The sequence below is a fragment of the Sphaerochaeta sp. genome (assembly GCF_050178175.1).
In the GTDB taxonomy this organism is placed as follows: domain Bacteria; phylum Spirochaetota; class Spirochaetia; order Sphaerochaetales; family Sphaerochaetaceae; genus Sphaerochaeta.
Map to the genome: position 1 here is coordinate 13,303 of NZ_JBFXGH010000013.1, position 23,878 is coordinate 37,180.

21 protein-coding genes and 1 pseudogene are annotated in these 23,878 nt (G+C 47.6%); 21 read left to right on the plus strand and 1 reads right to left on the minus strand.

All coding sequences use genetic code 11. From position 1 onward, the window contains the following. Position 1 precedes the first annotated feature (1 nt). The 7 genes from rpsK to AB7S66_RS02875 all read left to right on the plus strand — a co-directional run bounded on the left by rpsK (position 2) and on the right by AB7S66_RS02875 (position 5,854). Positions 2 to 379: a 30S ribosomal protein S11 gene (gene rpsK / locus AB7S66_RS02845; protein ID WP_428517870.1), complete on the plus strand. Its 378-nt coding sequence runs from the start codon at positions 2 to 4 to the stop codon at positions 377 to 379. Between the two features lie 18 nt (positions 380 to 397). Then, positions 398 to 1,039: a 30S ribosomal protein S4 gene (rpsD, locus tag AB7S66_RS02850; RefSeq protein WP_428517872.1), complete on the plus strand. Its 642-nt coding sequence runs from the start codon at positions 398 to 400 to the stop codon at positions 1,037 to 1,039. A gap of 9 nt (positions 1,040 to 1,048) precedes the next feature. Continuing rightward, positions 1,049 to 2,101 carry a DNA-directed RNA polymerase subunit alpha gene (locus AB7S66_RS02855; protein ID WP_198890386.1) on the plus strand — a complete coding sequence of 351 codons (1,053 nt, stop codon included), beginning with the start codon at positions 1,049 to 1,051 and terminating at the stop codon, positions 2,099 to 2,101. Continuing rightward, positions 2,091 to 2,528, plus strand: coding sequence for a 50S ribosomal protein L17 (rplQ, locus tag AB7S66_RS02860; RefSeq protein WP_428517873.1), 438 nt, complete (start codon positions 2,091 to 2,093; stop codon positions 2,526 to 2,528). The genes AB7S66_RS02855 and rplQ overlap by 11 nt, the downstream gene beginning before the upstream one ends. Before the next feature lie 209 nt (positions 2,529 to 2,737). Next, a complete protein-coding gene (gene rny, locus AB7S66_RS02865; protein WP_428517874.1) occupies positions 2,738 to 4,270 on the plus strand; it encodes a ribonuclease Y in 1,533 nt (510 codons plus the stop codon). A gap of 25 nt (positions 4,271 to 4,295) precedes the next feature. Continuing rightward, positions 4,296 to 5,078 carry a TIGR00282 family metallophosphoesterase gene (locus tag AB7S66_RS02870; RefSeq protein WP_428517876.1) on the plus strand — a complete coding sequence of 261 codons (783 nt, stop codon included), beginning with the start codon at positions 4,296 to 4,298 and terminating at the stop codon, positions 5,076 to 5,078. Further along, entirely contained in the window at positions 5,078 to 5,854 is a 777-nt protein-coding gene (locus AB7S66_RS02875) for a TlyA family RNA methyltransferase (protein WP_428517878.1), read from the plus strand. The genes AB7S66_RS02870 and AB7S66_RS02875 overlap by 1 nt, the downstream gene beginning before the upstream one ends. On the opposite strand, the gene AB7S66_RS02880 is transcribed toward AB7S66_RS02875, so the two are convergent. After that, entirely contained in the window at positions 5,843 to 6,376 is a 534-nt protein-coding gene (locus AB7S66_RS02880) for a GerMN domain-containing protein (RefSeq protein WP_428517879.1), read from the minus strand. The two genes, AB7S66_RS02875 and AB7S66_RS02880, sit on opposite strands and share 12 nt — an antisense overlap. Before the next feature lie 76 nt (positions 6,377 to 6,452). Between AB7S66_RS02880 and ptsP the strand changes: the two genes are divergently transcribed. The 14 genes and pseudogenes from ptsP to AB7S66_RS02950 all read left to right on the plus strand — a co-directional run. Beyond that, on the plus strand, positions 6,453 to 8,186 hold the full coding sequence (gene ptsP, locus AB7S66_RS02885) for a phosphoenolpyruvate--protein phosphotransferase (RefSeq protein WP_428517881.1): 1,734 nt from the start codon (positions 6,453 to 6,455) through the stop codon (positions 8,184 to 8,186). Continuing rightward, the gene (gene der / locus AB7S66_RS02890) at positions 8,155 to 9,711 is read left to right on the plus strand and encodes a ribosome biogenesis GTPase Der (protein ID WP_428517882.1); all 1,557 of its coding nucleotides are present in this window, start codon (positions 8,155 to 8,157) and stop codon (positions 9,709 to 9,711) included. Before ptsP ends, der begins: the two co-directional genes overlap by 32 nt. Before the next feature lie 2 nt (positions 9,712 to 9,713). Beyond that, entirely contained in the window at positions 9,714 to 10,412 is a 699-nt protein-coding gene (locus tag AB7S66_RS02895) for an HAD family hydrolase (RefSeq protein ID WP_428517884.1), read from the plus strand. Between the two features lie 26 nt (positions 10,413 to 10,438). Beyond that, on the plus strand, positions 10,439 to 11,968 hold the full coding sequence (locus AB7S66_RS02900; protein WP_428517885.1) for a SpiroCoCo family coiled-coil protein: 1,530 nt from the start codon (positions 10,439 to 10,441) through the stop codon (positions 11,966 to 11,968). 171 nt (positions 11,969 to 12,139) lie between these two features. Next, a complete protein-coding gene (locus AB7S66_RS02905; protein ID WP_428517887.1) occupies positions 12,140 to 12,769 on the plus strand; it encodes a nucleotide exchange factor GrpE in 630 nt (209 codons plus the stop codon). 89 nt (positions 12,770 to 12,858) lie between these two features. Then, positions 12,859 to 14,790: a molecular chaperone DnaK gene (dnaK, locus tag AB7S66_RS02910; protein ID WP_428517888.1), complete on the plus strand. Its 1,932-nt coding sequence runs from the start codon at positions 12,859 to 12,861 to the stop codon at positions 14,788 to 14,790. 98 nt (positions 14,791 to 14,888) lie between these two features. After that, positions 14,889 to 16,028: a molecular chaperone DnaJ gene (gene dnaJ, locus AB7S66_RS02915; RefSeq protein ID WP_428517890.1), complete on the plus strand. Its 1,140-nt coding sequence runs from the start codon at positions 14,889 to 14,891 to the stop codon at positions 16,026 to 16,028. A gap of 57 nt (positions 16,029 to 16,085) precedes the next feature. Continuing rightward, positions 16,086 to 16,841 carry a 23S rRNA (guanosine(2251)-2'-O)-methyltransferase RlmB gene (gene rlmB, locus AB7S66_RS02920; protein WP_428517891.1) on the plus strand — a complete coding sequence of 252 codons (756 nt, stop codon included), beginning with the start codon at positions 16,086 to 16,088 and terminating at the stop codon, positions 16,839 to 16,841. A gap of 175 nt (positions 16,842 to 17,016) precedes the next feature. Further along, a complete protein-coding gene (locus AB7S66_RS02925) occupies positions 17,017 to 18,231 on the plus strand; it encodes a DUF3798 domain-containing protein (RefSeq protein WP_428517892.1) in 1,215 nt (404 codons plus the stop codon). A 139-nt stretch (positions 18,232 to 18,370) separates the two neighbouring features. Further along, a complete protein-coding gene (locus AB7S66_RS02930; RefSeq protein WP_428517893.1) occupies positions 18,371 to 20,005 on the plus strand; it encodes a sugar ABC transporter ATP-binding protein in 1,635 nt (544 codons plus the stop codon). Next, positions 20,002 to 21,063: an ABC transporter permease subunit gene (locus tag AB7S66_RS02935; RefSeq protein ID WP_428517895.1), complete on the plus strand. Its 1,062-nt coding sequence runs from the start codon at positions 20,002 to 20,004 to the stop codon at positions 21,061 to 21,063. Before AB7S66_RS02930 ends, AB7S66_RS02935 begins: the two co-directional genes overlap by 4 nt. Further along, the gene (locus AB7S66_RS02940) at positions 21,060 to 22,175 is read left to right on the plus strand and encodes an ABC transporter permease (protein ID WP_428517896.1); all 1,116 of its coding nucleotides are present in this window, start codon (positions 21,060 to 21,062) and stop codon (positions 22,173 to 22,175) included. The genes AB7S66_RS02935 and AB7S66_RS02940 overlap by 4 nt, the downstream gene beginning before the upstream one ends. After that, entirely contained in the window at positions 22,172 to 22,657 is a 486-nt protein-coding gene (locus AB7S66_RS02945) for a DUF6672 family protein (RefSeq protein WP_428517897.1), read from the plus strand. Before AB7S66_RS02940 ends, AB7S66_RS02945 begins: the two co-directional genes overlap by 4 nt. Before the next feature lie 101 nt (positions 22,658 to 22,758). After that, positions 22,759 to 23,878 (plus strand): annotated as a pseudogene (locus AB7S66_RS02950) (hypothetical protein); the annotation flags it as partial.

The window sequence follows — 23,878 nt, forward strand, 5'->3', positions numbered from 1 at the left end:
CATGGCTACTATTAAACGTAAAGTCAAGAAAACGGTATATGAAGGCAATGTCTATATCCAGGCGACCTTTAACAATACCATTGTTACCGTTACCGATCTGAACGGGAATGCGGTATCTTGGGCTAGTGCCGGTGGACTTGGTTTCCGTGGCGCTAAGAAGTCCACTCCCTATGCAGCACAGACCACTGCCGAAAAGGCTGCCAAGGCTGCTATGGATAATGGATTGCAGGAAGTGAACGTATTTGTGAAGGGACCCGGTGTTGGACGTGAGAGCGCCATCCGGACGTTGGGCGTGCTCGGACTTAAGGTCCGTTCCATTCGTGATGTCACCCCCATCCCACACAATGGATGCAGACCTCGCAAGAGTAGAAGAGTCTGATGAGGAGAGAGCAGATACATGGCTAGATATACTGGACCTAAGTGCAGGTATTGTAGAGCAGAGAGGACCAAGTTGTTCCTCAAGGGTGATCGATGCCACAGTGGCAAATGCCCGCTTAATGACATCAAGGCCACTGGGCTTCCTGGTAAGGATCCCCGCGCGCGCTCAAAGAAGCCGACTGACTACGGTCTGCAGTTGCGCGAGAAGCAGAAACTGAAAAGAACCTATTGCATGCTTGAAAAGCAGTTCAAGCTTACCTTCAATGAGGCAGCAAGACTTCCTGGTAAGACCGGTGAAAACTTGATCATGCTTCTTGAGCAGAGGCTTGATAATGTGGTGTTTAGACTCCACTTTGCATCCAGCCGCAGTCAGGCTGCACAGCTGGTTAATCACGGACATGTTTTCGTGAATGGCAAGCGTGTTTCCATTCCTTCTTACCGCCTTCGCCCAGGTGATGAGGTTTCCGTAGGCAAGAGTGGTCAGAAGATGTTGATTATTAAAGAAAACCTCAAGGAATACACCAAAAGTGGCGTAAGCCAGTGGCTGAACCTCGATGTAGATGCCATGAAAGGCACTTTCATCGCAGTTCCGAGAAGAAGTGAAGTCACCGAGCTCGAAAAGATAAACGAGCAGCTGGTTGTCGAGTTGTATTCCAGATAAGGAGTAACCATGGCACGCAAAAACCTTCTGAAGGGCTTTAAGAAGCCCAAGGGGATCACCTTCGAACATAGCGCAGTTGAGCCGAACTATGGGAAATTCATCGCCTATCCGTTTGAGAGAGGCTTTGGTACCACAATCGGTAACACGCTTAGGAGGGTACTCCTCTCATCGATCCAGGGGTATGCCGTCACTGCCGTAAAGTTCACCAGCTTCAATGAAGATGGTGTTCCCCACTTGATCTCAAGTGAGTATGAGCAACTTCCCGGTGTTCGCGAAGATATCGCGGATATCATTGCATCGCTCAAGAAACTGCAGATCAAGATGCCTGATGACTCGGAGGGTACAAACCTCCTCATCGAGTGCAAGGGACCCGGCGTTGTGACCGGTGCAAACTTCGAGCGTGACCAGGTTGAGATCACCAACAAGGATCTGGTTCTTTTTACGATGATGGATGATGCCAACATCGAGATGGAAGTTCAGATAGACCTTGGTAGGGGCTATGTCCCGTCTGAAATCAACGAGAAGTATGTGGAAGAGATTGGGACCATCCCCATCGATGCCAGCTTCTCACCGGTTACCCGCGTAAAGTATTCGATTGAACCCACCCGTGTCGGCTATCGTAGTGATTATGACAAGCTTACACTGGAAATCTACACTGATGGTACGATTATTCCTCAGAATGCGCTTGCAGAGGCCGCTAAGATTGCAAAGGATTATTTCCAGATCTTTATTAACTTTGATGAAACATTGATCAACAACAATGACGAGGTTGATGAAGAGGAGGAACGCGTCCGCAAGATTCTCAACACTTCCGTTGAGGAACTTGAATTGACAGTACGCTCCAGCAACTGCCTGAAGAACGCAAACATCCGGACCATCGGCGATCTCACCAAGAAGACTGAGGAAGAGATTGCAAAAACGAGGAACTTCGGGAAGAAGAGCCTCCAGGAAATTAAGGAAAAACTGAAGGAGTGGAATCTCAGCCTTGGGATGACCGACTACAGTGTCCTGAAAACTGCAATCAAAGTACCAGGGAACAAGGAAGAAGAGAATGAAGCATAAGATTGGATTCAATGCGCTTAATAGAAGCTCTGCACACCGCAAAGCTTTGAAGCGCAACATGGTGACCAGTCTGTTCAGATATGAGCGGATTGAGACCACCAAGGCAAAAGCTCTGGAAGTACGCAAAATGGCTGAAAAAATGATCACCCGCGCTAAAGTTGACAATGTGGCCAATCGCCGCCAGATTGCACGGGACATTTATGATGAAGCAATTGTTGCAAAACTCTTCACAGAGATCGCTCCCTTGTTTGTCGAGAGGAAGGGCGGGTACACCCGTGTCCTGAAGACCGGCAATCGTCTCGGAGACGCAGCCGAGATGGTAATCCTCGAGCTGGTGGAGAAAACTTCAAAGCCCGAGAAGAAGGCTGAAAAGAAGGCCTCAAAACCAGCCAAGAAGGCTGAGAAGAAGGACAAAGAGGAGAAATAAGCCTCTATTGGGTCTCTTCATCTGTAGTGTATGCCCGTATGGGCAAAGCCGCTGTTGTAATGACAGCGGTTTTGTTTAGTCTTCTGAAAGCACAATTATTAACAATCTGTTGAACAACTTGTACTGTAAGACAAGATAATGAATGGGTTTAGCCTTGACAATTCTGACAGCCGTACGTATTATTGTACCATTATAATAGGGGGTAGTATATGAACAATATACTTTTGATCCTCCTAAGTTGTTTTATTGGTATCATCTTTGGTTGGTTAGGCCGTTGGCTGTATGCGAAATTTAAGCTTACCTCCGTTGAACAGAAAGCTATTAGGTTGAATGAGGAAGCTATAAAGGAAGCGGAAGCAAAAAGCAAAGAGCTTTTGCTTGAGACTCGGGATCAGTTGTTGAAAGAACAACAACAGCAGGAACGAGAGGCTAGAGAGAGACGGATTGAACTGCAACGTTCTGAGAGAAGACTCACGCAAAAAGAGGAAAATCTCGAGCATAAGCAGGCTGAATTGGATGCTATCAAAAAGCAATTGGGAGATTGGGAAGAAAACCTTTCCAAGAAAGAACAAGAGATTGCTGAGAAAGAAGGCAGCTTGATTACTGAACTTGAACGTATCGCTGGACTTTCCGCTGATGAAGCTAAAAATATCATCATGGAAACCATGTACAACGATGCGAGGAGAGATGCCCAGCTCATGATCAACAAGATTGAGCAGGAGGCCCAGCTCTCCGCTGACAAAAAAGCAAGGGATATCGTCGTTACCTCGATTCAAAGGTTGGCAACAGAGGTCGTCAGTGATGTAACGGTTAGTTCGGTGAATCTTCCCAGTGATGAGATGAAAGGTAGGATAATCGGTCGTGAAGGCCGCAATATCCGTACCCTGGAAACGCTCACCGGTGTGGATGTAATCATTGATGATACGCCAGAGGCTGTAGTTATTTCCTGTTTTGACCCAGTCAGGAAGGAAATTGCTCGTGCCGCGCTCGAGAGACTTGTCCAGGATGGAAGAATCCATCCTGCCCGTATCGAAGAGGTGGTGAACAAAGTATCGAAGGAAGTTGGTAGAATCATTGCAGACGAAGGTGAGAAAGTCATCTTCGATTTAGGGGTGCACAATGTGAGCCCTGAGATGATTCGAGCCCTTGGTCGGCTATACTTTAGAACCAGCTATGGGCAAAATGTGTTGAATCATTCAAAGGAAGTAGCCATACTCTCCGGCATGATCGCCAGTGAGGTCGGTGCAAATAGTGAGTTGGCACTTCGTGCTGGACTCCTGCATGACATTGGAAAAGGAGCTGAGACTGAGAGTGACGCAAACCACGCTGAAATGGGTGCGGAAATGGCAAAACGACTTGGGGAGGATCCCAAGATTGTAAATGCCATCCTTGCTCACCACAACGATACAGAACCGCAGACCCTGGAAGCAGTAATTGTCCAGATAGCCGATGCTATCAGTGCAGCACGGCCAGGAGCAAGACGGGAGACGCTCGATAATTATATCAAGCGTCTTGAGTCACTTGAACACATCGCTGAGAGTTTTGAAGGCGTGGATAAGGCATATGCCATCCAAGCCGGTAGAGAACTCAGGATTCTGGTTAATAATGACCAGGTGAACGACGATGGGGCTAAGGAAATTGCCAAGGGCATCGCCAGTCGTATCGAAGCTGAACTGAGGTATCCGGGCAGAATCAAGGTGACCATCATCCGTGAGATGAGGGTTGTCGAGTACGCTAGGTAGGTTGTTTGTGTCTGATACTAAAACAATGGTAGTCCTGCTTTTGGGCGATGTCTGTGGACAGCCCGGGAGCAGGGCTCTCTTTCTTGGATTACATACATTGGTCAAGGATTATCGAGCTGACATGGTTGTCGTGAATGGCGAGAATGCAGCCGGTGGTTTTGGCCTGAATGCCGATTTGATGAACCAATTCTTCTCACTTGGGGTGAATGTGATCACCAGTGGGAACCATATCTGGCAGCAGGATGACCTAAGGCCATTACTGGATAGCGAGAAACGTTTGCTTCGTCCTGCCAACTATCCCCCTGCAGCACCTGGGCATGGTTCTGTAGTCGTTGAGGTCAAGGGTCATAAGGTTGGCGTCCTCAACCTGCAAGGGAGGCAGTCCCTGCCATCCATTGATTGTCCTTTCCGGGTTGGTGCTGACCAAGTGGCAAAGTTGCGAAAGCAGACTCCCCTTATCTTTGTAGATTTCCATGCAGAGAACCCTGAGGAGAAAGAAGCCCTGGCGCTCTATCTTGATGGCAAAGTGAGTGCGGTGGTTGGGACACATACCCACGTACAGACAGCTGATGAGAAGATTCTTCCCCATAAGACTGCCTACATTACGGATCTAGGTTTTTGCGGCCCGTCTGAGAGTGTTATCGGCTCGAAGCCTGATATTTCGATTGCAAGGCAACTTACCCAAATGCCGCTACGCAGCGAGATTGCTGATACCGCACCGGTCATCCAGGGGGTATGCATTACCCTGGATACTGCCAGTGGACAGGCGCTCAGTATCGAACGATTTACGAGGTTGTACGATATTTGATGAAAGAGAGGAAGGTAGCCCTGCTGCAGGCCCTCTGCCAGCAGCATGATGAGTACACCAAGGACCAACTCACTGCATACATCGTCTGTCGTAATGTATTGGTGGATGGGGTGCTGTCCACTGATCCCAAGCAGTTGGTGTCCTCTCATGCAACCTTTTCTTTTACCTTTGATACCTATGTCTCCCGTGGTGGTTACAAGCTTGAGCATGCCCTCGATACGTTTTCCCTGGATGTAAGCGGATTGGTGATGCTTGATGCGGGGTCTTCCACTGGAGGCTTCACTGATTGCCTGCTCAAGCGTGGGGCTGCCTTGGTGCATAGTGTGGATGTAGGGTACAACCAGCTTGATTGGAAACTCCGCACCAATGAGCAAGTGCAGGTACATGAACGGCAGAACATCATGGCCTTGGAGGACTTGGATCCTCCTTGCGATGCTGCTGTATGCGATCTTTCCTTCCGTTCCATCGCTGGAGCCGCAAGCCATATCCTTTCACTCTGCAACAATACCTGGTTGGTCTCTCTGATCAAGCCGCAGTTTGAAGTGCCAAAGGGCTTGGCGGATTTCAACGGGGTTGTTGAGGAGCCTGAGGTGCTTTTGGATGTTATGCTCAGAGTGTTTGATTTGCTTGAAGAGGATGGGGTAGGCATACACAAACTTACCAAAAGTCCACTCAAGGGTCACAAGGGTAATGTTGAATTCCTTGCATTCCTGAAAACAGAGGCCGGAATGGATAAGAATTCCTTTGCATCGCGAGTAAAGGCTCTATTGTCCTAACGGTACTCCCTCAACCAGCATAACCAGATCCTTGACCTGGCTGAATGCCAGAGCAGTGGTTTTCATCTGTTCTGTAGCTTTCTCAATATCCAAGCTATCCAAGAAGTCCTTACTTACATCAACAAAAAGAATCTTGTTTGACAGCGTTACTCCGATGAGGGAGGTTTTTGGGTGAATATAGCTCACCAATCCTAAGCTGAGAACCTCTCTCGTAGGTCCCTTGAGCAGTGCCTCATAACTGTCATGGTATTGGCTTCCTCCCATTCGTTTGGTCTGGAGGGAAACCAGTTGCTGCTTTCCACTGGCTGTGACGAATGCGACCTGTACTGTCCTGTCTTGAGTCGAGAGAAGGGGGCTGTTCTCCCCTTGCCGGGCATATTGGAGAACACCACTGGAAACGACTGCTTCGCGAACCCTTGGATAGCCAAGGACGAAAACACCAAGGGTGAAAAGGAGCCATGCCAGCAGTATAAACAGGGGAGGGATAGTGCGTCTTGGTTTGGGAGTTTTATCCATTTCCATGGGAGTCATTCTACCAGAACTGTAGGAGGGTTTCCAGCTTTACATCTGACCATAAAGTCCGTATAGTACATTACATATGAGGATATACAAGGGTATAGCGGCTTCAGAGGGGCTCGCAAAGGGCAAGGCGTTGGTGCATCGTAACGCCGCAAGTGCTGCAGAAAAACGGCATATCCTTGCAGATGACGTGGCAGCAGAGCTTGAGAAATTCAGGGGAGCTGTCAATACGGCGAGAGCACATCTGCAAGAACACAACACCGGCGAGATTTCCAAAGAATCGAAGGATATCCTTGAGACCCACTTGATGATGCTTGATGATCCCGAGTATATCGGGCAGATCGAGGCATATATCACGACCAACTTGGTGTGTAGCCAATGGGCCATCGATTCTGTAACGAATGAGATGGTACGCCTGCTCGAGCAATCCACGGATGAGTTGCTGCGTGAACGAGCTCTCGATTTCAAGGATATCGCACTCCATCTGATTGCTGCAGTCAAGGGAGATGGACAGCGCCCATTGGAAGCGCTTGATGAGGACGTGGTCCTGGTCGCTGATTTCCTCATGCCCTCCGAGTTGTTCAGCATGGACAAGACCCATATCCTTGGGATCAGCCTGGATGGGGGGGGCAGGGCAAGTCATGTGGCAATCCTTGTACGGGCCTTCAATATTCCTACGGTCCTTGCCACTGGTACCGCTTCCAGAAATGTAAAGGATGGTGATGAGATCATTTTGGATGGATCGTATGGGGAAGTATATGTACGGCCTGACTTGAATGTTGCACAGATGCTTGATGAGCGTTTTGCCCTTTGGCAGGAACATGAATACGAACTGAAGAAGATGGTTGACCTTCCCACTGAGATGACCGATGGGCATGTCATACTGCTGAAGGCAAACATCCAGACCAGTATTGAGGTCGATGCTGTCAAGGAAAGTGGTGCGAGTGGGGTTGGATTGTTCCGCTCAGAATTCCTTTTCATGGAGTCCCTGGAACTTCCTTCAGAACAACGGCAGTTCGAGGCATACAGACATGTCCTGGAAGCAGTTTCTCCTAAACCGGTTACCATCCGTACCATCGACATCGGTGGTGACAAGATTGTGAAAGGTCTCGGAATTGATGAGAAAAATCCTGTACTTGGGTGGAGGGCTGTACGTTTCTGCCTCTCCCGGAAGGATATTTTTACCGTACAGCTGAGAGCATTGCTCCGCGCCAGCGTATATGGTAAGTTGCAGATCATGTTTCCAATGATCAGCGGGGTCGAGGAGCTGAATGCGGTCCTGTATCTCCTTGAACATGTCAAGGAGGATTGCCGGAATGAGCAGATTCCCTTCGACCCTGATATTAAAATTGGGACCATGATCGAGGTACCGTCTGCAGCCTTGTGTGCAGATATCTTGGCAAAGAAGGTCGACTTCTTCTCAATCGGAACCAATGACCTGATCCAGTATACCATTGCTGTCGATCGGGGTAATGAAAAGATAGCCTACCTGTATCAGCCATTTCACCCCGGGGTGCTGCGATCGATCCGCATGATTGTAGAGAAAGCCCACCAGAACAACATACCGGTAAGCCTCTGCGGGGAGATGGCTTCCGATCCTCTCTGTTCCGTGCTGTTGGCCGGTATGGGGTTGGATGAATTGAGCATGGGGTCCCAAAGCCTCCTGCAGGTGCGAAAAATCTTGCGCTCGGTCTCTTATGAAGAGGCGAGGACACTGGCACAGCAGGTCTTGGAAATGGACTCATATCTCACGATAAATACGTTTATAAGGGAGTGGATGCATGACCGATTCGATCATTTCACCACCATCTGAGACACAAGATTCACCGGCAAAGATTCCGGTTATCTCTATTGTAGGCCGCCCCAATGTGGGTAAGTCCACATTGTTCAATCGCTTGATCGGCAAAAGACGGGCAATTACCGATCCGACCCCAGGGGTTACCCGTGACTTGATTCCTGAACGCTGGTACCTTGGGAACCATCCTGTAACACTTGTAGATAGTGGCGGGGTAAAGGTTGAGCGAGAAGGGTTTGATGACCTGGTCGCCAATAAGAGTTTAGGCCTTCTTTCACAAAGTGATGCCATCATTTTTATGATGGAGTGCACTGCTGTCACGGCAGAGGACGAAGAATTGCTGAAAGCATTGCGCCCATACAGTGAGAAAGTATTGCTTGTGGTGAACAAGGTTGATGACCCCAAGCGTGACGATTTTGTCTGGGAGTACTACCAGTATGGATTCCAACGTGTGGTAGGTATATCTGCAGCTCACGGTTTGGGCATTGAAGATCTGGAAGATTCCCTGCTTGGCATGCTGGAAATGGTAAGCCTTGAAGAAGCCCCTGAAGAAGCCGAGCGTGTGAAGCTGGCCATTATGGGCAAGCCAAATACAGGCAAATCCACCCTTACCAACCTCTTGGTAGGTTCAGATGTTTCAATTGTCAGTGATATTGCTGGTACTACCCGTGATGTTGTCATGGGAACTTTCTCATACAAGGGTAGTGACTTTACCGTACTTGATACTGCAGGTATCAGGCGTAAGAGCAAGGTTGAGGAGGATGTGGAATACTACTCCGTCAATCGTGCCATCAAGACCATCGATGAGGCTGATGTAGTGTTGTTGATGGTGGATGCTATCGAGGGACTCTCAGACCAGGATAAGAAGATTGCCAACCTTATAGTACGTAGGGGCAAGGGTATCATCTTGGTATTGAATAAGATCGACTTGCTCACAGGAATCGGGAACGAGTTGCAGGCTATCAAGGACAGGATCAGGTTCCTGTTCCCCATCCTTGGCTTTGCGCCCATCACATCAATCAGCGCGCTCAAAGGGCAGGATATTGGCAAGTTGCTCGATACAGTATGGGGCGTATGGAAACAACTCAATAAGCGTGTTGACACTTCCCAGCTAAATGAGGCGATCAAGGAGTGGGGAGAAGCCTATCAGCCCCCACGTGGCAGTATGGGCCACTATAAGGTCTATTACGGTACCCAGTTCAGTGCCAACCCAGTGAAGTTCCTTATGTTTGTCAACCGAATCAAGGACTTCCCGCAGATTTATGTCCAGTACTTGAAGAACTGTATTCGCCGAGACCTGGGATTCACCCAGATTCCCATTGAGGTGGATCTCCGTGAACGTAAGAGAAATCCCTCATTGCATATGAGAGGCCCCAAAAAACCGGTAGTGGATGGTCCAAAGACCGAGGTGAAGCGTAATATTGGTGGAAGAGCATTTGCAAAACCAAAAGTGACCAAGCCAGGCAATGTAGCTTCAGTTGACAAGTCACGTAAACGGATTGAAAAACAGGCAAAGCGTATCACCGGCAAGAAACGGGGTTGAGTATGGGCTATCTGCAAGAGAAGGGTATCAAGGTACTCGCGCTCGATATTGATGGTACGCTCTATCCGAAGAGGATGCTCAATGTAAGAATGGTTCGTTCCCTGTTTCCTTCCCTTACTCTTGCCATGGCTTTCAACTGGGCACGAAAGGAGTACCGTAGGGTGCAGGATCTGCACCCTACTTCTCCTGAAAATCGAGAAGGCTTGATACATCGACAGGCTCAGCTTGTGGCGTCCCGCTTGGGGGGAAGGCGGACGGCTGATCAGGTTAAGGCCGCTGTTGAGAGACAGTTCTATCAGGCTTGGGAGCGTTCTTTTTTGAGTATCAAGGCGTACCCGGCAATGGTTGAGACGCTTGAGCAAGTACATTCACAAGGTGTGAAGATTGCGGTTTTCAGTGATTTTCCCATGGCTGGTAAGTTGCAGACCCTTGGTATTGATGGGTTGGTAGACGATGCCCACAGCAGTGAGGAAAGCGGCTATTTGAAACCAAGTGTAAAAGCATTTTTCTTCTTGCTTGATTGCTTGCAGGAGAATCCCAGCCAAGTGCTCTATATGGGCGACAGTTACACCAAGGATTGCCGTGGTGCAAAACAGGCAGGGATGCATTCCTGCCTGATAACCAAGGATACCCACAAGAGCTTCCCTGAAGCGGACTTGGTGGTGAGCTCTTGGAAGGAGTTTGCTTCTCTGGTACTCTGAGGATGTTCTGGTAGGAGGTTTTTTCGATGGGACTCGAGCTTTTGCTTCCGGTAATCCTGTTTATCATCACGCTTATTATCATCTACATGCTTCGTGTAGAAGATAAGCGTGACCGCCGTCTGGATCTCATGAAACAGAAAGTAGGGCAGTTTTCCCGGGAACTGGAAGCCTCCCGTAATCAATTCAAAGACACCTCCCAGCAAGTGGAGGAGCGGATCAATCACCGAATTGATGCTGCCAACCAGATGCTCCTTAGGATAGAAACCCAGATGACAGACCTTGAGGCAAGAAGTGACGATCTCACCAGACTACAGGGGGTGCTCAATACCTACCGGGACTCTCTCACCAAGCTAGGAACCACCACAGCACAAGTGGAAGCCCGTATCGAGCACACAAAACAAGAAATTCAGCGTATTGAAGCAGTTGATGCAACAATCAGCCATTTTGATGAACGTATAGAGGCTTTCAAGCTGATGCTCCAGGAGGCAGTTGAAGAGGGGAGTGACTCAATCAGCCAACAACAGTTGAAGGTAAAACAGCTTCTTGATTCATCCTATGCAAAGCTACAGGTGTATGAAGCTGAGGTCCAGGAAGTGGAGCGGCAGAACCAGAGTCGTGTGGCGGCCCATGCAGAGACGCTGAAAAGCAATGAGGCCGATTCTCTTTCAATCCTGACTTCTCAATTGGCAAAGATCAGACAAATCGGTGACGATGCAGAGCAGATAATTGCCAACAGCAGACATGAATTGGAAGCGATGAGAGAACAGGCTTTCCAGGATTTGAATGAACAGAAGAGCCAATACGAGTCTATCAAGACAGAGACCCAACAATACTTCAGGACTGAAAAAGAGAACCTCCTTTCCTTGATTGAGGAGGTAAAGAGCCGTATTACTGAAACCCTCTCCCAATTCAGCCAGCAATGTGACCATGATATGGAAGTTGTGTTCGCCCATACCATAGCCAAGACAGACCAAGCGTTCCAGACCATGATTCATACGGTCTCCTCGTATCTGGAGGAGTTGCAACAACGAATGGAACAGGCTCAAATGATGAGCCAAAAACTGGAACAGCAAGAGTACGACAGTTTGCATGTGTTCAGTGATGAAATCCAGCAACTCTGTGAGCAACATGACCAAGCAACGGAGAATTTGCGCAGGAATGGGCGTAAGCAAGAGGAGCTCCAGCAGATTATTCTCCATCTCAGGGGCGAGGCTGCTGCACTGCAGGAAACGCTGGGGGAGATGAAGAGGAATCATAAAGCATTGGCTTCCGAAAATGCAGAAGAGCGCCAAGCAAAAGAGCTTTTGGCTGCTTCTTTTGCAGCGCTTACCTTACAACTCACTGAGAAGCAAGAAGCTTTACACAACGTTGAACAAACTCTGCAAACCAAACAGGAAGAACTTGCTTCCCTGGAACAGGAACAAGCAGTTTCTGGGAATCGGATTGCAGAGGATGAAGCAGAGGTAGGGGATGACCATCCTCCTTGGGTTGAATTTGTCCCTGATGGAGATGAGGAAGAAATCTCTTTGGATGACGAAGACGATAAAACTACTTGACGCTTGCACATCGGTGTGAGTATGTTATCGGCAAGCCCAAGGGGTGGGCTACTCTTTACGCTATACACTATTAAAAGCTACGGCCTGGCATATGCAAGCAATTGCATGTTGGGCTTGTGAATAGACATGTGCCCGCATCTTTCGCTGGCATATGGGAAATCGAGGAATAGAATGGAAAAGAAACAGAAAGAAAGCAAGTCCAAGAGTGCAAAACCTGCTGTTGATTCAGAAGAGAAAAAGGAACTTCACACTCAAGAGAGTGAAAATCAGCCTGTACAAGAACAAGAAGTGCAGGAAATGTCTGAAGTGGAACAGAAGGAGTTGGAAATCGTGCGATTGAAGGAGCAGCTTGCTGCTGCACAGGAAGAAGCCGCCTCTTTGAAGGATCAAATGCTTCGTGACCGTGCTGATCTTGATAATTATAGGAAACGTCTTCTCCGCGATAAGGAAGAGACTGTAAAGTTTGCGAATGAAAACCTGATCAAGGACCTTCTTCAACCGCTGGATGACCTTGGTCGAGCTCTTCAGGCAGCAGAGGCTACAAAGGACTATGAGAAAGTGCATGATGGTGTGGTCATGGTTAATAGTCAGCTCTATTCCACCCTGGAAAAGAACTGGGGATTGCAGAAAATTGAATCTGTAGGAAAGGAGTTTGACCCAATTGAGCATGAGGCTTATCAAATGGTTGTTGATGATTCCTTGGAACACGAAGTGGTACTGGAAGAGTACGCAGTTGGATATAAGTTACACGGCCGGGTGCTCCGACCTGCAAAGGTAAAAGTTGGCAAACCAAATGTTTGACGATTGGATGCGGTATGAGTACCTTTGGTTCACGGGTAAGAAACCCGTATTGAATATTTGATAGTTAATTTGGAGAGGAGAGATATAACATGGGAAGAATTATTGGAATTGACTTGGGGACTACCAATAGCTGCGTAGCAGTAATGGAAGGAAATGATCCCGTGGTCATCGCTAACAGCGAAGGTCAGCGGACAACCCCTAGTGTTGTTGGATTTACCGCAAAGGGAGACCGCCTGGTTGGGCAGCCTGCCAAGAACCAGATTGTTACCAATGCTGAGAATACCGTGTATTCCATCAAGCGCTTCATGGGTAGAAAGTACCGTGAAGTTCCTTCTGAACTCCAGAAGGTCTCCTATAAGGTAACCGCTGGAAGCAACGATGAAATAAAAGTTGAAATCCGTGGAGAGTCTTTCTCTCCCCAGGAAATTTCTGCAGCAATATTGCAGAAGATGAAGAAGACAGCTGAGGACTATCTTGGTGAACCGGTTACTGAAGCCGTTATCACCGTCCCTGCATACTTCAATGATGCCCAGAGACAGGCTACCAAGGATGCCGGTAAGATTGCTGGGCTTGATGTGAAGCGCATCGTGAATGAGCCCACCGCAGCTGCTTTGGCTTATGGCTTGGGCAAGGACGCTAATCGTGAGGAGAAAATTGCCGTCTACGACCTCGGTGGCGGTACCTTTGATATCTCCATTCTTGAGCTTGGAGATGGTGTTTTTGAAGTAAAATCCACAAATGGTGATACCCACCTTGGTGGTGATGACTTTGACCAGCGAATCATTGACTGGATTGTCGGTGAGTTCAAGAAATCCAATGGGATTGACCTGTCAGCTGACAAGATGGCTTTGCAGAGACTGAGAGAGTCAGCAGAGAAAGCAAAGATTGAGCTTTCCAACTCGACCAGCACCGATATCAACTTGCCGTTCATTACCGCTGACAGCAGTGGGCCGAAACACCTGCAGATGACATTGACCCGTTCAAAGTTTGAGCAGCTGGTTGCCGATTTGGTGGAACGTTCAAAAGTGCCCGTCCAGAATGCACTTCGTGATGCAGGCTTGACCGCTGCTGATATTGATGAGGTCATCCTGGTTGGTGGATCTACAAGAATTCCTGCAGTACAGGCTCTGGTTCGTGAGCTGTTCAAGAAGGAGCCCCACAAGGGTGTAAACCCAGATGAAGTAGTTGCAATGGGCGCTGCCATTCAGGGTGGTATTCTCGGTGGTTCTGTGAAGGATGTGCTTCTGCTCGATGTTACCCCGCTCTCCTTGGGTATTGAAACCCTTGGTGGTGTTTGCACTCGTCTGATCGAGAGGAATACAACTATCCCAACCCGGAAGAGCCAGATCTTCAGTACTGCTGCTGATGGGCAGACTGCTGTAAGCATTCATGTTCTACAGGGTGAGCGCGAGATGGCCAGCCAGAACAGGACACTTGGAAAGTTCGATTTGGTTGGTATTCCTGCAGCCCCTCGTGGAGTGCCGCAGATTGAGGTTACCTTCGACATCGATGCCAACGGTATTGTCCATGTATCTGCTAAGGATCTGGGTACCGGTAAGGAGCAGAAGATACGCATCGAATCCTCCAGCGGCTTGACTGAAGAAGAGATCAACAAGATGGTCAAGGAAGCTGAGGCTCACGCTGAAGAGGACAAGAGAGAACGTGCTCGCATCGATGCCCGTAATGAAGCTGACAGCCTGATCTACTCCACCGAGAAGTCCCTTAAGGATTATGGTGACAAGATCAGCAGTGCGGATAAGGCTACCATTGAAAGTGCTGTTGCAGACCTCAAGGGTGTCATGGACAACCAGAGTGCAACTGCAGAAGAGATCAAGGCCAAAGTTGAAGCCTTGCAGCAAGCTTCATACAAGCTGGCTGAAGAAGTCTATAAGCAGAGTGCTGCCTCTGGCGCTGAGGGTGCTGAAGGACAAGCACAGGATACTGCCTCCCAGGGATCAACCGGGGAGACAGAAAAGCCCAAGGACGGCGTTGAAGATGCCGACTTTGAGGTCGTAGACTAAGGAGTCGATTACAAGGTACTATAGTCAAACGGTTACCATCATGTCGGCTTCGGCCGACATGATGTTTTAAAGCCAATCTGTTCTAAGGAAGTCGCACCGTGGCGAAACGTGATTATTATGAAGTGCTTGGAGTTGGAAAGACTGCAACACTAGACGAAATTAAAAAGGCATATCGCAAACTGGCAATTGCCAATCACCCAGACCGCAATCCAGGGGACAAGGCAGCAGAGGATCGCTTCAAGGAAGCGACTGAGGCTTATGATGTCCTAGGTGATGAGAAGAAACGCAAAATGTACGATCAATACGGTTTTGCGGGAGTTGATGGCGCCAATGGTGGTAGCCATGACTACTCCAATGTATACCGCGATTTCAGTGATATCTTTGGCAATGGTTTCGGTGGCGGTGGCTTTGAGGATATCTTCAGCTCCTTCTTCGGGGGTGGTGGTGGAAGATCTCAAGGTCGGGGCGGCCAGAGAGGCCCGGAAGCAGGTTCATCCCTCAGGTATGATGTGGATATCGATTTTAAGGATGCTGTTTTTGGCACGAAGATTGAAGTTGCGTATTCCCATCAAGTAGCGTGTGATGTCTGTCATGGAAGTGGGAGTGAAGGTGGTTCTGGAACCAAGGTTTGTCCAACTTGTAATGGTTCGGGACAAGTGAGGCGAAACAGTGGATTCTTTGCAATCGCCAGTACCTGTCCTACTTGTGGCGGTAGTGGGCATGTCATTGAAAATCCCTGTTCATCCTGTCATGGCACTGGATTGAAGAGAAAGCAACAGAAGGTGAAAGTCTCCATTCCTGCTGGTGTTGATACCGGTAGCAGAGTGGTTCTTAGAGGAATGGGGGATGCAGGTCTTAATGGAGGTCCTGCCGGGGATTTGTACGTGTACATCAATGTCAAACCCCATAAGTACTTTGTCCGACAGGAATATGATCTTTACTGCCAGATACCTATCTCGATAACGCAGGCATCTTTGGGCGGAGAGATAAAAGTTCCTACCATTGATGGGCATTCCATCAAGGTGAATATTCCTTCTGGTATCCAGAGTGGAAAAATGCTACGAGTAAAAGGTCGGGGAGTAACCAAGCTCAATACGACTGACCGGGGTGACATGTACATCAAGCTACAGGTCCAGATTCCCAAGCGATTGGGGATGAAGGCGAAGAAGTTGATGCAGGAATTAAGTGCTGCATTGGGCGAGGATGAGTCTCCCAATCCAGTTCCTTTCGACGCGTAATGAATCGGGCTGCCATGGTTGGTAGCCTTTTTATCGCGTAATGCATAGGAGCATTACATGGGTGAGAAAATAATTGGCTTTCATGCCATAGAAGAGGGCCTGAAGAAAGCTTCCTCAGGCTCGGTACTCTACATCGCCAGAGGAATGGGTGGGCATACCCAAGATTTGGAAAGACAAGCTCGACTGAGCTCGAAAGTCGTGGTCAAGAAGATTGCAAAGGTTGAAATGGACCGGATGGTGGGCCAGGCAGACCATCGGGGTGTTGTGCTGGATCTTGTCAGTTCTGCACAGGAGTTGGGTGGCAAGGTACAAAATCTTTCAGTGAAAGACTTTTGCAAGAATCTTAAGGATGATGACAGTGCACTGGTCCTGGTACTTGATGAGATAACCGACCCTCAGAACCTAGGAGCCATCCTTCGCTCAGCAGATCAGTTCTCTGTATCCCTGGTTGTACTTCCTGACAGACGGAGTGCCCATGCAAACAGCACGGTCATCAAAGTATCTTCTGGGGCGGCACATTATGTACCCATGGCGCAGGTGACAAACATCAACCGTGAAATTGAGTACTTGAAGAGTCAAGGGTTCTGGGTATACGGTGCTGCCATGGATGGGCAGGCAGTATACAAGACGACATTTCCTAATAGAACCGTGGTGGTAATGGGGAATGAAGGAAAAGGAATTGGGCAACTTACCCAGCGGCTCTGCGACCATATGGTCACTATACCAATGACTGGGCACATTGATTCCTTGAATGTTTCCGTTGCTACGGGAATACTTCTCTATGAATTGAGAAGGCAGCAGGCAACAAAATAGTAGTAGCCAAATATGATAAATTGGCCAAGGACGCACCTAAAAAGTGTGTGATTTTTCATATCTATGCAGAAAATTTACAGAAACTTGTATAAATAAACAATCTTTTCTTGCGCTGAGCCCATCTTCTCCGTATTATTAAGACTAGGAAAAATTCCGATTAAGGAGAGAAGAAGAAATGAAAAAGACTTTAGCGCTCATTCTTTGTGTTCTGTTAACATCAGGGTTCCTTTTTGCTCAAGGTGCACAGGAAGCGGCTGCAGCACCTGCTGCAGATGATTTCCACATTGGTATCGTAACCGGCACTGTATCCCAGTCAGAGGATGATCTGCGTGGTGCAGAGCGTCTTATGGAAGAGTATGGTTCAGTGAATGATGGTGGAAAAATCCAACACGTTACCTATCCTGATAACTTCATGGATGAAGCTGAGACTACTATTAGCGTTATCAGTGGTCTTGCTGATGATCCAAAGATGAAAGCTATCATTGTAAATCAGGCAATCCCTGGGACTACTGAGGCTTTCCGCCGAATCAAGGAAAGAAGACCTGACATCCTCACCATCGCTGGTGAAGCCCATGAGGATCCAGGTGTTATCCAGAGTGCAGCAGACCTTGCCGTCAACAACGACTTTGTTGCTCGTGGATACTTGATTATCCGAACTGCTCACGAACTCGGTTGTGACACATTCGTGCACATCTCATTCCCAAGACACCTCAGCTATGAGACTATGAGTCGCCGTGTTGCAATTATGCGTGCTACTTGTGAAGAATTTGGAATGGAATTTGTCATGGAAACCGCTCCCGATCCGACTTCTGATGTAGGTGTTGCTGGTGCTCAGCAGTACATTCTCGAAAAAGTCCCCGCTTGGATTGAAGCATATGGCCAGAATGCAGCTTTCTTCTGCACAAACGATGCCCACACCGAGCCATTGCTCAAGCAACTGATGACCTACGGTGGTTACTTCATCGAAGCTGACCTGCCAAGTCCTCTCATGGGGTATCCTGGTGCATTGGGCATTGACCTCTCTGCTGAAGCTGGTGATTTCAAGGCAATCCTTGAGAAGGTTGAGGCTTCTGTCGTTGAGAAAGGTGGCGCAGGCCGTTTCGGAACCTGGGCATACTCCTATGGTTATACCACCACTGCCGGTCTTGGCCAGCATGCTATCAACGTTCTTAACGGTGAGAGTGAATTGCTCAAGCTTTCCGATCTGATGAAAGCCTATGGTAAGTATACACCTGGTGCTAAGTGGAATGGTTCTTTCTACACCGACGTCAACACTGGCGTTCGTGCAAAAAACCATGTTCTTATCTACCAAGATACCTATATGATGGGTAAGGGTTACATGGGTAACGCAGAATTGATTGTTCCTGAGAAGTATTTTGCCATCAAATAAGGTGATGTAATCGAAATACAGGGGGAGAGTGGTGCTCTCCCCCTTTGCAGCGATTGGTTTTAAACGCAATGACAACGTGGCTATGACTGTTGTTTGGGCAGACAAGAGTCATAACCAAGTTTTGAAGGATAAAACAGAGATGCATGAAAACGAAATACCTTTGCTGGAGATGAAGCACATCAGCAAGGATTTTTTCGGAAACAAAGTACTCACCGACATCAATTTCTCTCTCAAGAAGGGAGAAATTTTAGGATTGGTAGGAGAAAATGGAGCCGGAAAGTCCACGTTGATGAAAATTCTCTTTGGAATGGACGAGATTCATCAGACTGGTGGCTATGGTGGGGATGTCATGATCAATGGGGAAAAGGTGCAATTTTCTTCTCCGATTGATGCTCTCGCAAAAGGAATTGGGATGGTACACCAAGAGTTTTCACTCTTGCCTGATTTTACTGCTACCGAAAACATTCTGCTGAATCGGGAACCATTGAAATATACTGTTTTCTCCGAGCTGTTCGGGGAACGCTTGAATATTCTCGATCGTGAGCAAATGGACAGGATTTCCGAGCGTGCAATAGAGAGGCTTAATGTTCCCTTGGACAAGGATATGATGGTTTCCCAGATGCCGGTTGGGCATAAGCAGTTTACTGAGATTGCGCGTGAGTTGAGCAAGGAAGCAACGGATGTTGCCGAAGGAATCAAGTTGTTGGTGCTTGATGAACCAACGGCAGTACTATCGGAACAGGAAGCAGACAGCCTGCTTAAGGCAATGCGGCTATTGAGTGAAAGTGGCATCTCCATCATCTTTATCAGCCATCGTTTGCAGGAAATCATTGACGTTTGCAACACCATCATGGTTATGCGTGATGGTCAGATCATCAAGACAGTACCTTCCCAAGGAGTTGTAATTGCTGATATCGCTCGTTGGATGGTAGGCCGCGATGTGGGTAGTTCAAAGAGGGAATCGAGAGGATTTGATTACGAAAACACCCCTGTTTTGCTCTCACTGCAGAACCTCTGGGTGGATATGCCTGGTGAGATTGTCAGGGATGTATCCTTGGATGTCCATAAGGGAGAAATCCTTGGGATTGGAGGTATGGCTGGGCAAGGAAAACTTGGTATTCCCAATGGGGCCATGGGTCTCTTTCCCGCAGGTGGAAAAGTCATCTTTGAAGGCAAGGAGATTGCATTGGACAATCCCAGAAACTTTTTGGATGCTGGAATGGCCTTTGTGAGTGAAGATCGCCGTGGGGTGGGATTGTTGCTCGATGAGAGTTTGGAGTGGAATATCTCCTTTACTGCTATGCAGATTTTGGACAAGTATCTAAAACGGTATCTTGGAGGGTTGATTAAATGGCGTGACCAAGCTGCAATCGAAAAAGAAACAGTGTCCTATGTGAAACAGCTTGAAATCCGTTGTACCAGTACCAAGCAGAGGGCAAAAGAACTTTCTGGAGGGAATCAACAGAAAGTCTGCCTTGCAAAGGCTTTTGCAGTAGGTCCAAAACTGCTCTTTGTTTCAGAACCTACGCGAGGTATCGATATTGGGGCTAAATCTCTGGTTCTGAAAGCTCTCAGAAAATACAATGAGGAAAATGGAACGACAATTGTGATGATATCTAGTGAATTGGAAGAGTTGAGAGCAATTTGCGATCGGATTGCCATAATTAGTGATGGGAAGGTATTCGGTGTCTTGCCCGCTACCACCGATAGTGCGGAGTTTGGTCTCCTGATGATTGGGCAGCAGAGCCAGGTACTGGAAGGAGGGAGCGTATGAATCTGCAGCAGCTGACTTCTTCGGTCAAAGGTCTCGTTAAATCATTTGGATTGCCCCGAATCATTATTGGGTTGTTCCTCTTGTCGCTTTTTATTACAGCTCCCTTTGTAGGGGTAAACATTGGGACAAGTCTCTCAGATACCTTTAATCGCTTTGGCATGAATGCAGTAATGGTACTGGCAATGGTGCCCATGATTCACAGTGGCTGTGGATTGAATTTTGGGCTTCCCTTGGGAATCATCGCAGGGCTGTTGGGTGCAACCATCTCGCTCCAGGTGAATATCCCAGGACCAACCTCCTTTCTGCTGGCAATCCTGTTTGCAACTCCATTTGCCGTCATTCTTGGTTGGGGTTATGGACAATTGCTCAATCGAGTTAAGGGTGGAGAGATGATGATTGCAACCTATGTTGGATTTTCCAGTGTTGCATTCATGTGTATCATGTGGTTGTTGCTCCCTTTCGATAACCCAACCATGGTTTGGGGGTATAGCGGAACAGGTTTGCGTACCACTATTTCCACGGAGGGATATTACCTGCATGTTCTCAATGACTTCTTGTCCATCCAGTTGACCGACCATCTAATCATTCCTACTGGAATGTTGTTGTTCTTTGGGCTCCTGGCATTTATCATTTGGGCATTCTTGCATACCAAGACCGGTACTGCCATGACCGCAGTTGGTTCAAACTCAGTCTTTGCTCGAGCGAGCGGTATCAATGTGGATAAGGTCAGGACATTGAGTGTAATCATGTCCACCTGGCTTGGTGCTATCGGTATTCTGGTATATCAGCAGAGCTTTGGGTTCATCCAGCTCTATATGGGACCGTTCTACATGGCGCTCCCTGCAGTATCTGCAATCTTGATTGGAGGAGCTTCAGTTAATAAGGCTTCCATCCTGAACGTAGTAATTGGTACATTCCTCTTCCAAGGTATTGTGACAATGACCCCTTCTGTAATGAATTCCATGATTCATACAGATATGAGTGAGGTTATCAGAATTGTCGTATCCAATGGTATGATTCTATACGCCTTGACCAGAAAAACGGAGGTGATACGATGACACTCCAGATGACAAAAAAACAAAAACTTCTCCGTATTATGGGAAACAATACCGTTCCTATCCTGTTCTTGGTGATATGTGCGTTTGGTATTCCTCTCAGTGGTTATTCTGCAAACTATCTTGTAAGTGAAATTGTAATCAGAATCTCACGAAACTCTTTCCTGATTGTCAGCCTCCTAATCCCCATCCTTGCTGGTATGGGATTGAACTTTGGTATGACCCTTGGTGCAATGGCAGGACAGCTTGGACTCATCCTGATCAGTGACTGGGGTATCGTTGGGATACCAGGCATTATTCTGGCTATGATCATCTCAACCCCGATCTCCGTCATACTTGGATGGTGGTGTGGAAAAATCTTGAACATGGCACGAGGTCGTGAGATGGTGACAAGTTATATCATCGGCTTCTTCATGAATGGCATCTATCAGCTTGTTGTTCTCTATGGAATGGGTGTAGTCATACCGATAAGAAGCAATTCACTATTGCTTCCCCGTGGGTATGGTATCCGCAATACCGTTAATTTGATTGGTATTAGGAGATCCCTTGATGATCTTCTTCTCATCCGTCCTTTTGGGATTCCTATCCCTTTGGCGACCTTGTTTGTTATAGCTGTCCTTTGTTTATTCATCCTCTGGTTCAAGAAAACCAAGCTTGGGCAGGATATGCGTGCCGTCGGACAGGATCTGGAAGTAGCTAGAGCTGCAGGTATCAAGGTTGAGCATACTCGTATCGTATCAATCGTCATTTCCACGGTTTTCGCTGGTTACGGGATGATTCTTTATCTCCAGAATATTGGAACATTGAACACCTACAATAGCCATATGCAGATAGGCATGTTCAGTGTTGCTGCCCTTCTTGTTGGCGGGGCATCAGTCAGTAAGGCAAACATACGCAATGTATTCTTAGGAGTTATTTTGTTCCACCTGATGTTCGTTGTCAGCCCCATGGCTGGAAAGAACTTGATTGGGCAAGCACAGCTTGGTGAGTACTTCCGTGTATTTGTTTCCTACGGTGTCATTACTATTTCACTGGTTCTCTACGAAGTACGGAAGAAACGGGACCAGCATTACGCTGGTATGCAGCTTGCAGCTGATCAGGAGGGTATCAAATGAAAATAACCCTCAATAGAACCTTTTGGTTTCGCTCAATTGCAATTTTTATTATTCTTGTGTTTGCTGTATTCTTGTTCTTCATTGGTAAACAGCACACAATCTTGCTCGACAACAAAACCGTCACAGTTGGAGGGAAGGAGATCAATGCGTTGCAGTTGGTGGAAGTCCAGATAAACAACCTAGAGCCCATGGAGCTTGCTGCTCGTGATCGTGACAAGGAAGAAGTGACAGGACAGAAGCATTCTGTAACCATCATCTATACAGACCCCAACTGGGAAGAGTATACAATTGAAAGGACTTTCAAGGTTCCCTTGATGCAGGAGATGGTTCTCCTTTCTATTCCAACGTTGGTTGCCAATCCCGAAGCTGATCAATCACTATGGTTGGAAAACTATGAGCCACCAACCTATGCTGTCACCGCAGTTGATCTGGAGGAAGAGGTTGTTACCGATGACCTTACTTTGTTGCTGACGGATATCTAGCTAACTTGCGTATTGATTTTTACCATTTGGGGTGCCATTTTGGCACCTCTCTTGGTATACTTGAACTTGTTATAAACATACAAATAACAGGAGTTCATATCATGCGTGTAAATCGTACTCTGAAGTTGTTTCTGGTAGTTTCCCTGTTGTCATCCTCAATTTTCGGGGCGGTAAACCAACAAAAGATATTCAGTCTCGATAGCGATGTCTATGATGCAATCGAGACGCTCTATATCCACCAAGGGCTATCCCTTCCCTCAACCACTGGCCCTTACAGTCAGGCAGAGTTTTTCCTGATGGTCGAGAAAATCAGGACATCGGAGTTGCAAGGCTCGATGAAACAAACCTATGAGTACGTTCAGAGAGTCCTCGGCATTGAGCCTAAGACCCAAGGGAAGGGTGTTGGCCTGAGTTGGGGCTTTGACGCAACCTTGGAAACCTATACCCACTCCGATACCACAGAATTCACAGGAAGAGATTCTTGGAACTATGACTCGATTCACCACAAGCCTCTTCTCACGATAAGTTTGGAAACATGGCCTGCAGGATCCTTCTATGGTTATTCTGAGTTGAGTGTAGGGAATACCTATACATTGGAAAACGGATTTGGCACTACCACATTTGCTACAAATATTCCCATGGTTCCTCCTTCTCTAATGCCTGACCTTGACTTCAACATGCCTTATCGTGCCTTTGTTGCAACAGGAGGGGATTATTGGAGTCTTCAGCTAGGTCGAGACAGACTGAGTTGGGGAGCAGGACACACAGGCAACCTCATGGTAAGCGATTCCTTCAAATACCATAACATGGCACGTGTGACCACCTTCAGTGATAAATTCAAGTACACCTTTGTGACATCGTTCTTTCCTCATCCATTACATTACTATGATAAGGTGCAGTCTGGTGTAGGTTATTACAAAGACCCTGATACAGGTGATATTGTAGAAGTGCCTGTTTATTACAACACCCAGAATGATGGTCCTACTGAAGGGGACGGACAAGGGACAGCCTTGAACGGCATCTACATGTTCATGTCCCATCGTCTGGAATGGAGGGTTCTTCAAGACAAGGTAGGGCTTACCTTGACTGAGAGCATCATGTACCAGAGCAAGGAGAACCTGATTGACCTAAGAATCCTCAATCCTGCCATGATTTTTCATGATTACTATATCCGAAGCAATGCAAACTCCATTCTTGGGCTTGAGCTTGATTATACTCCTG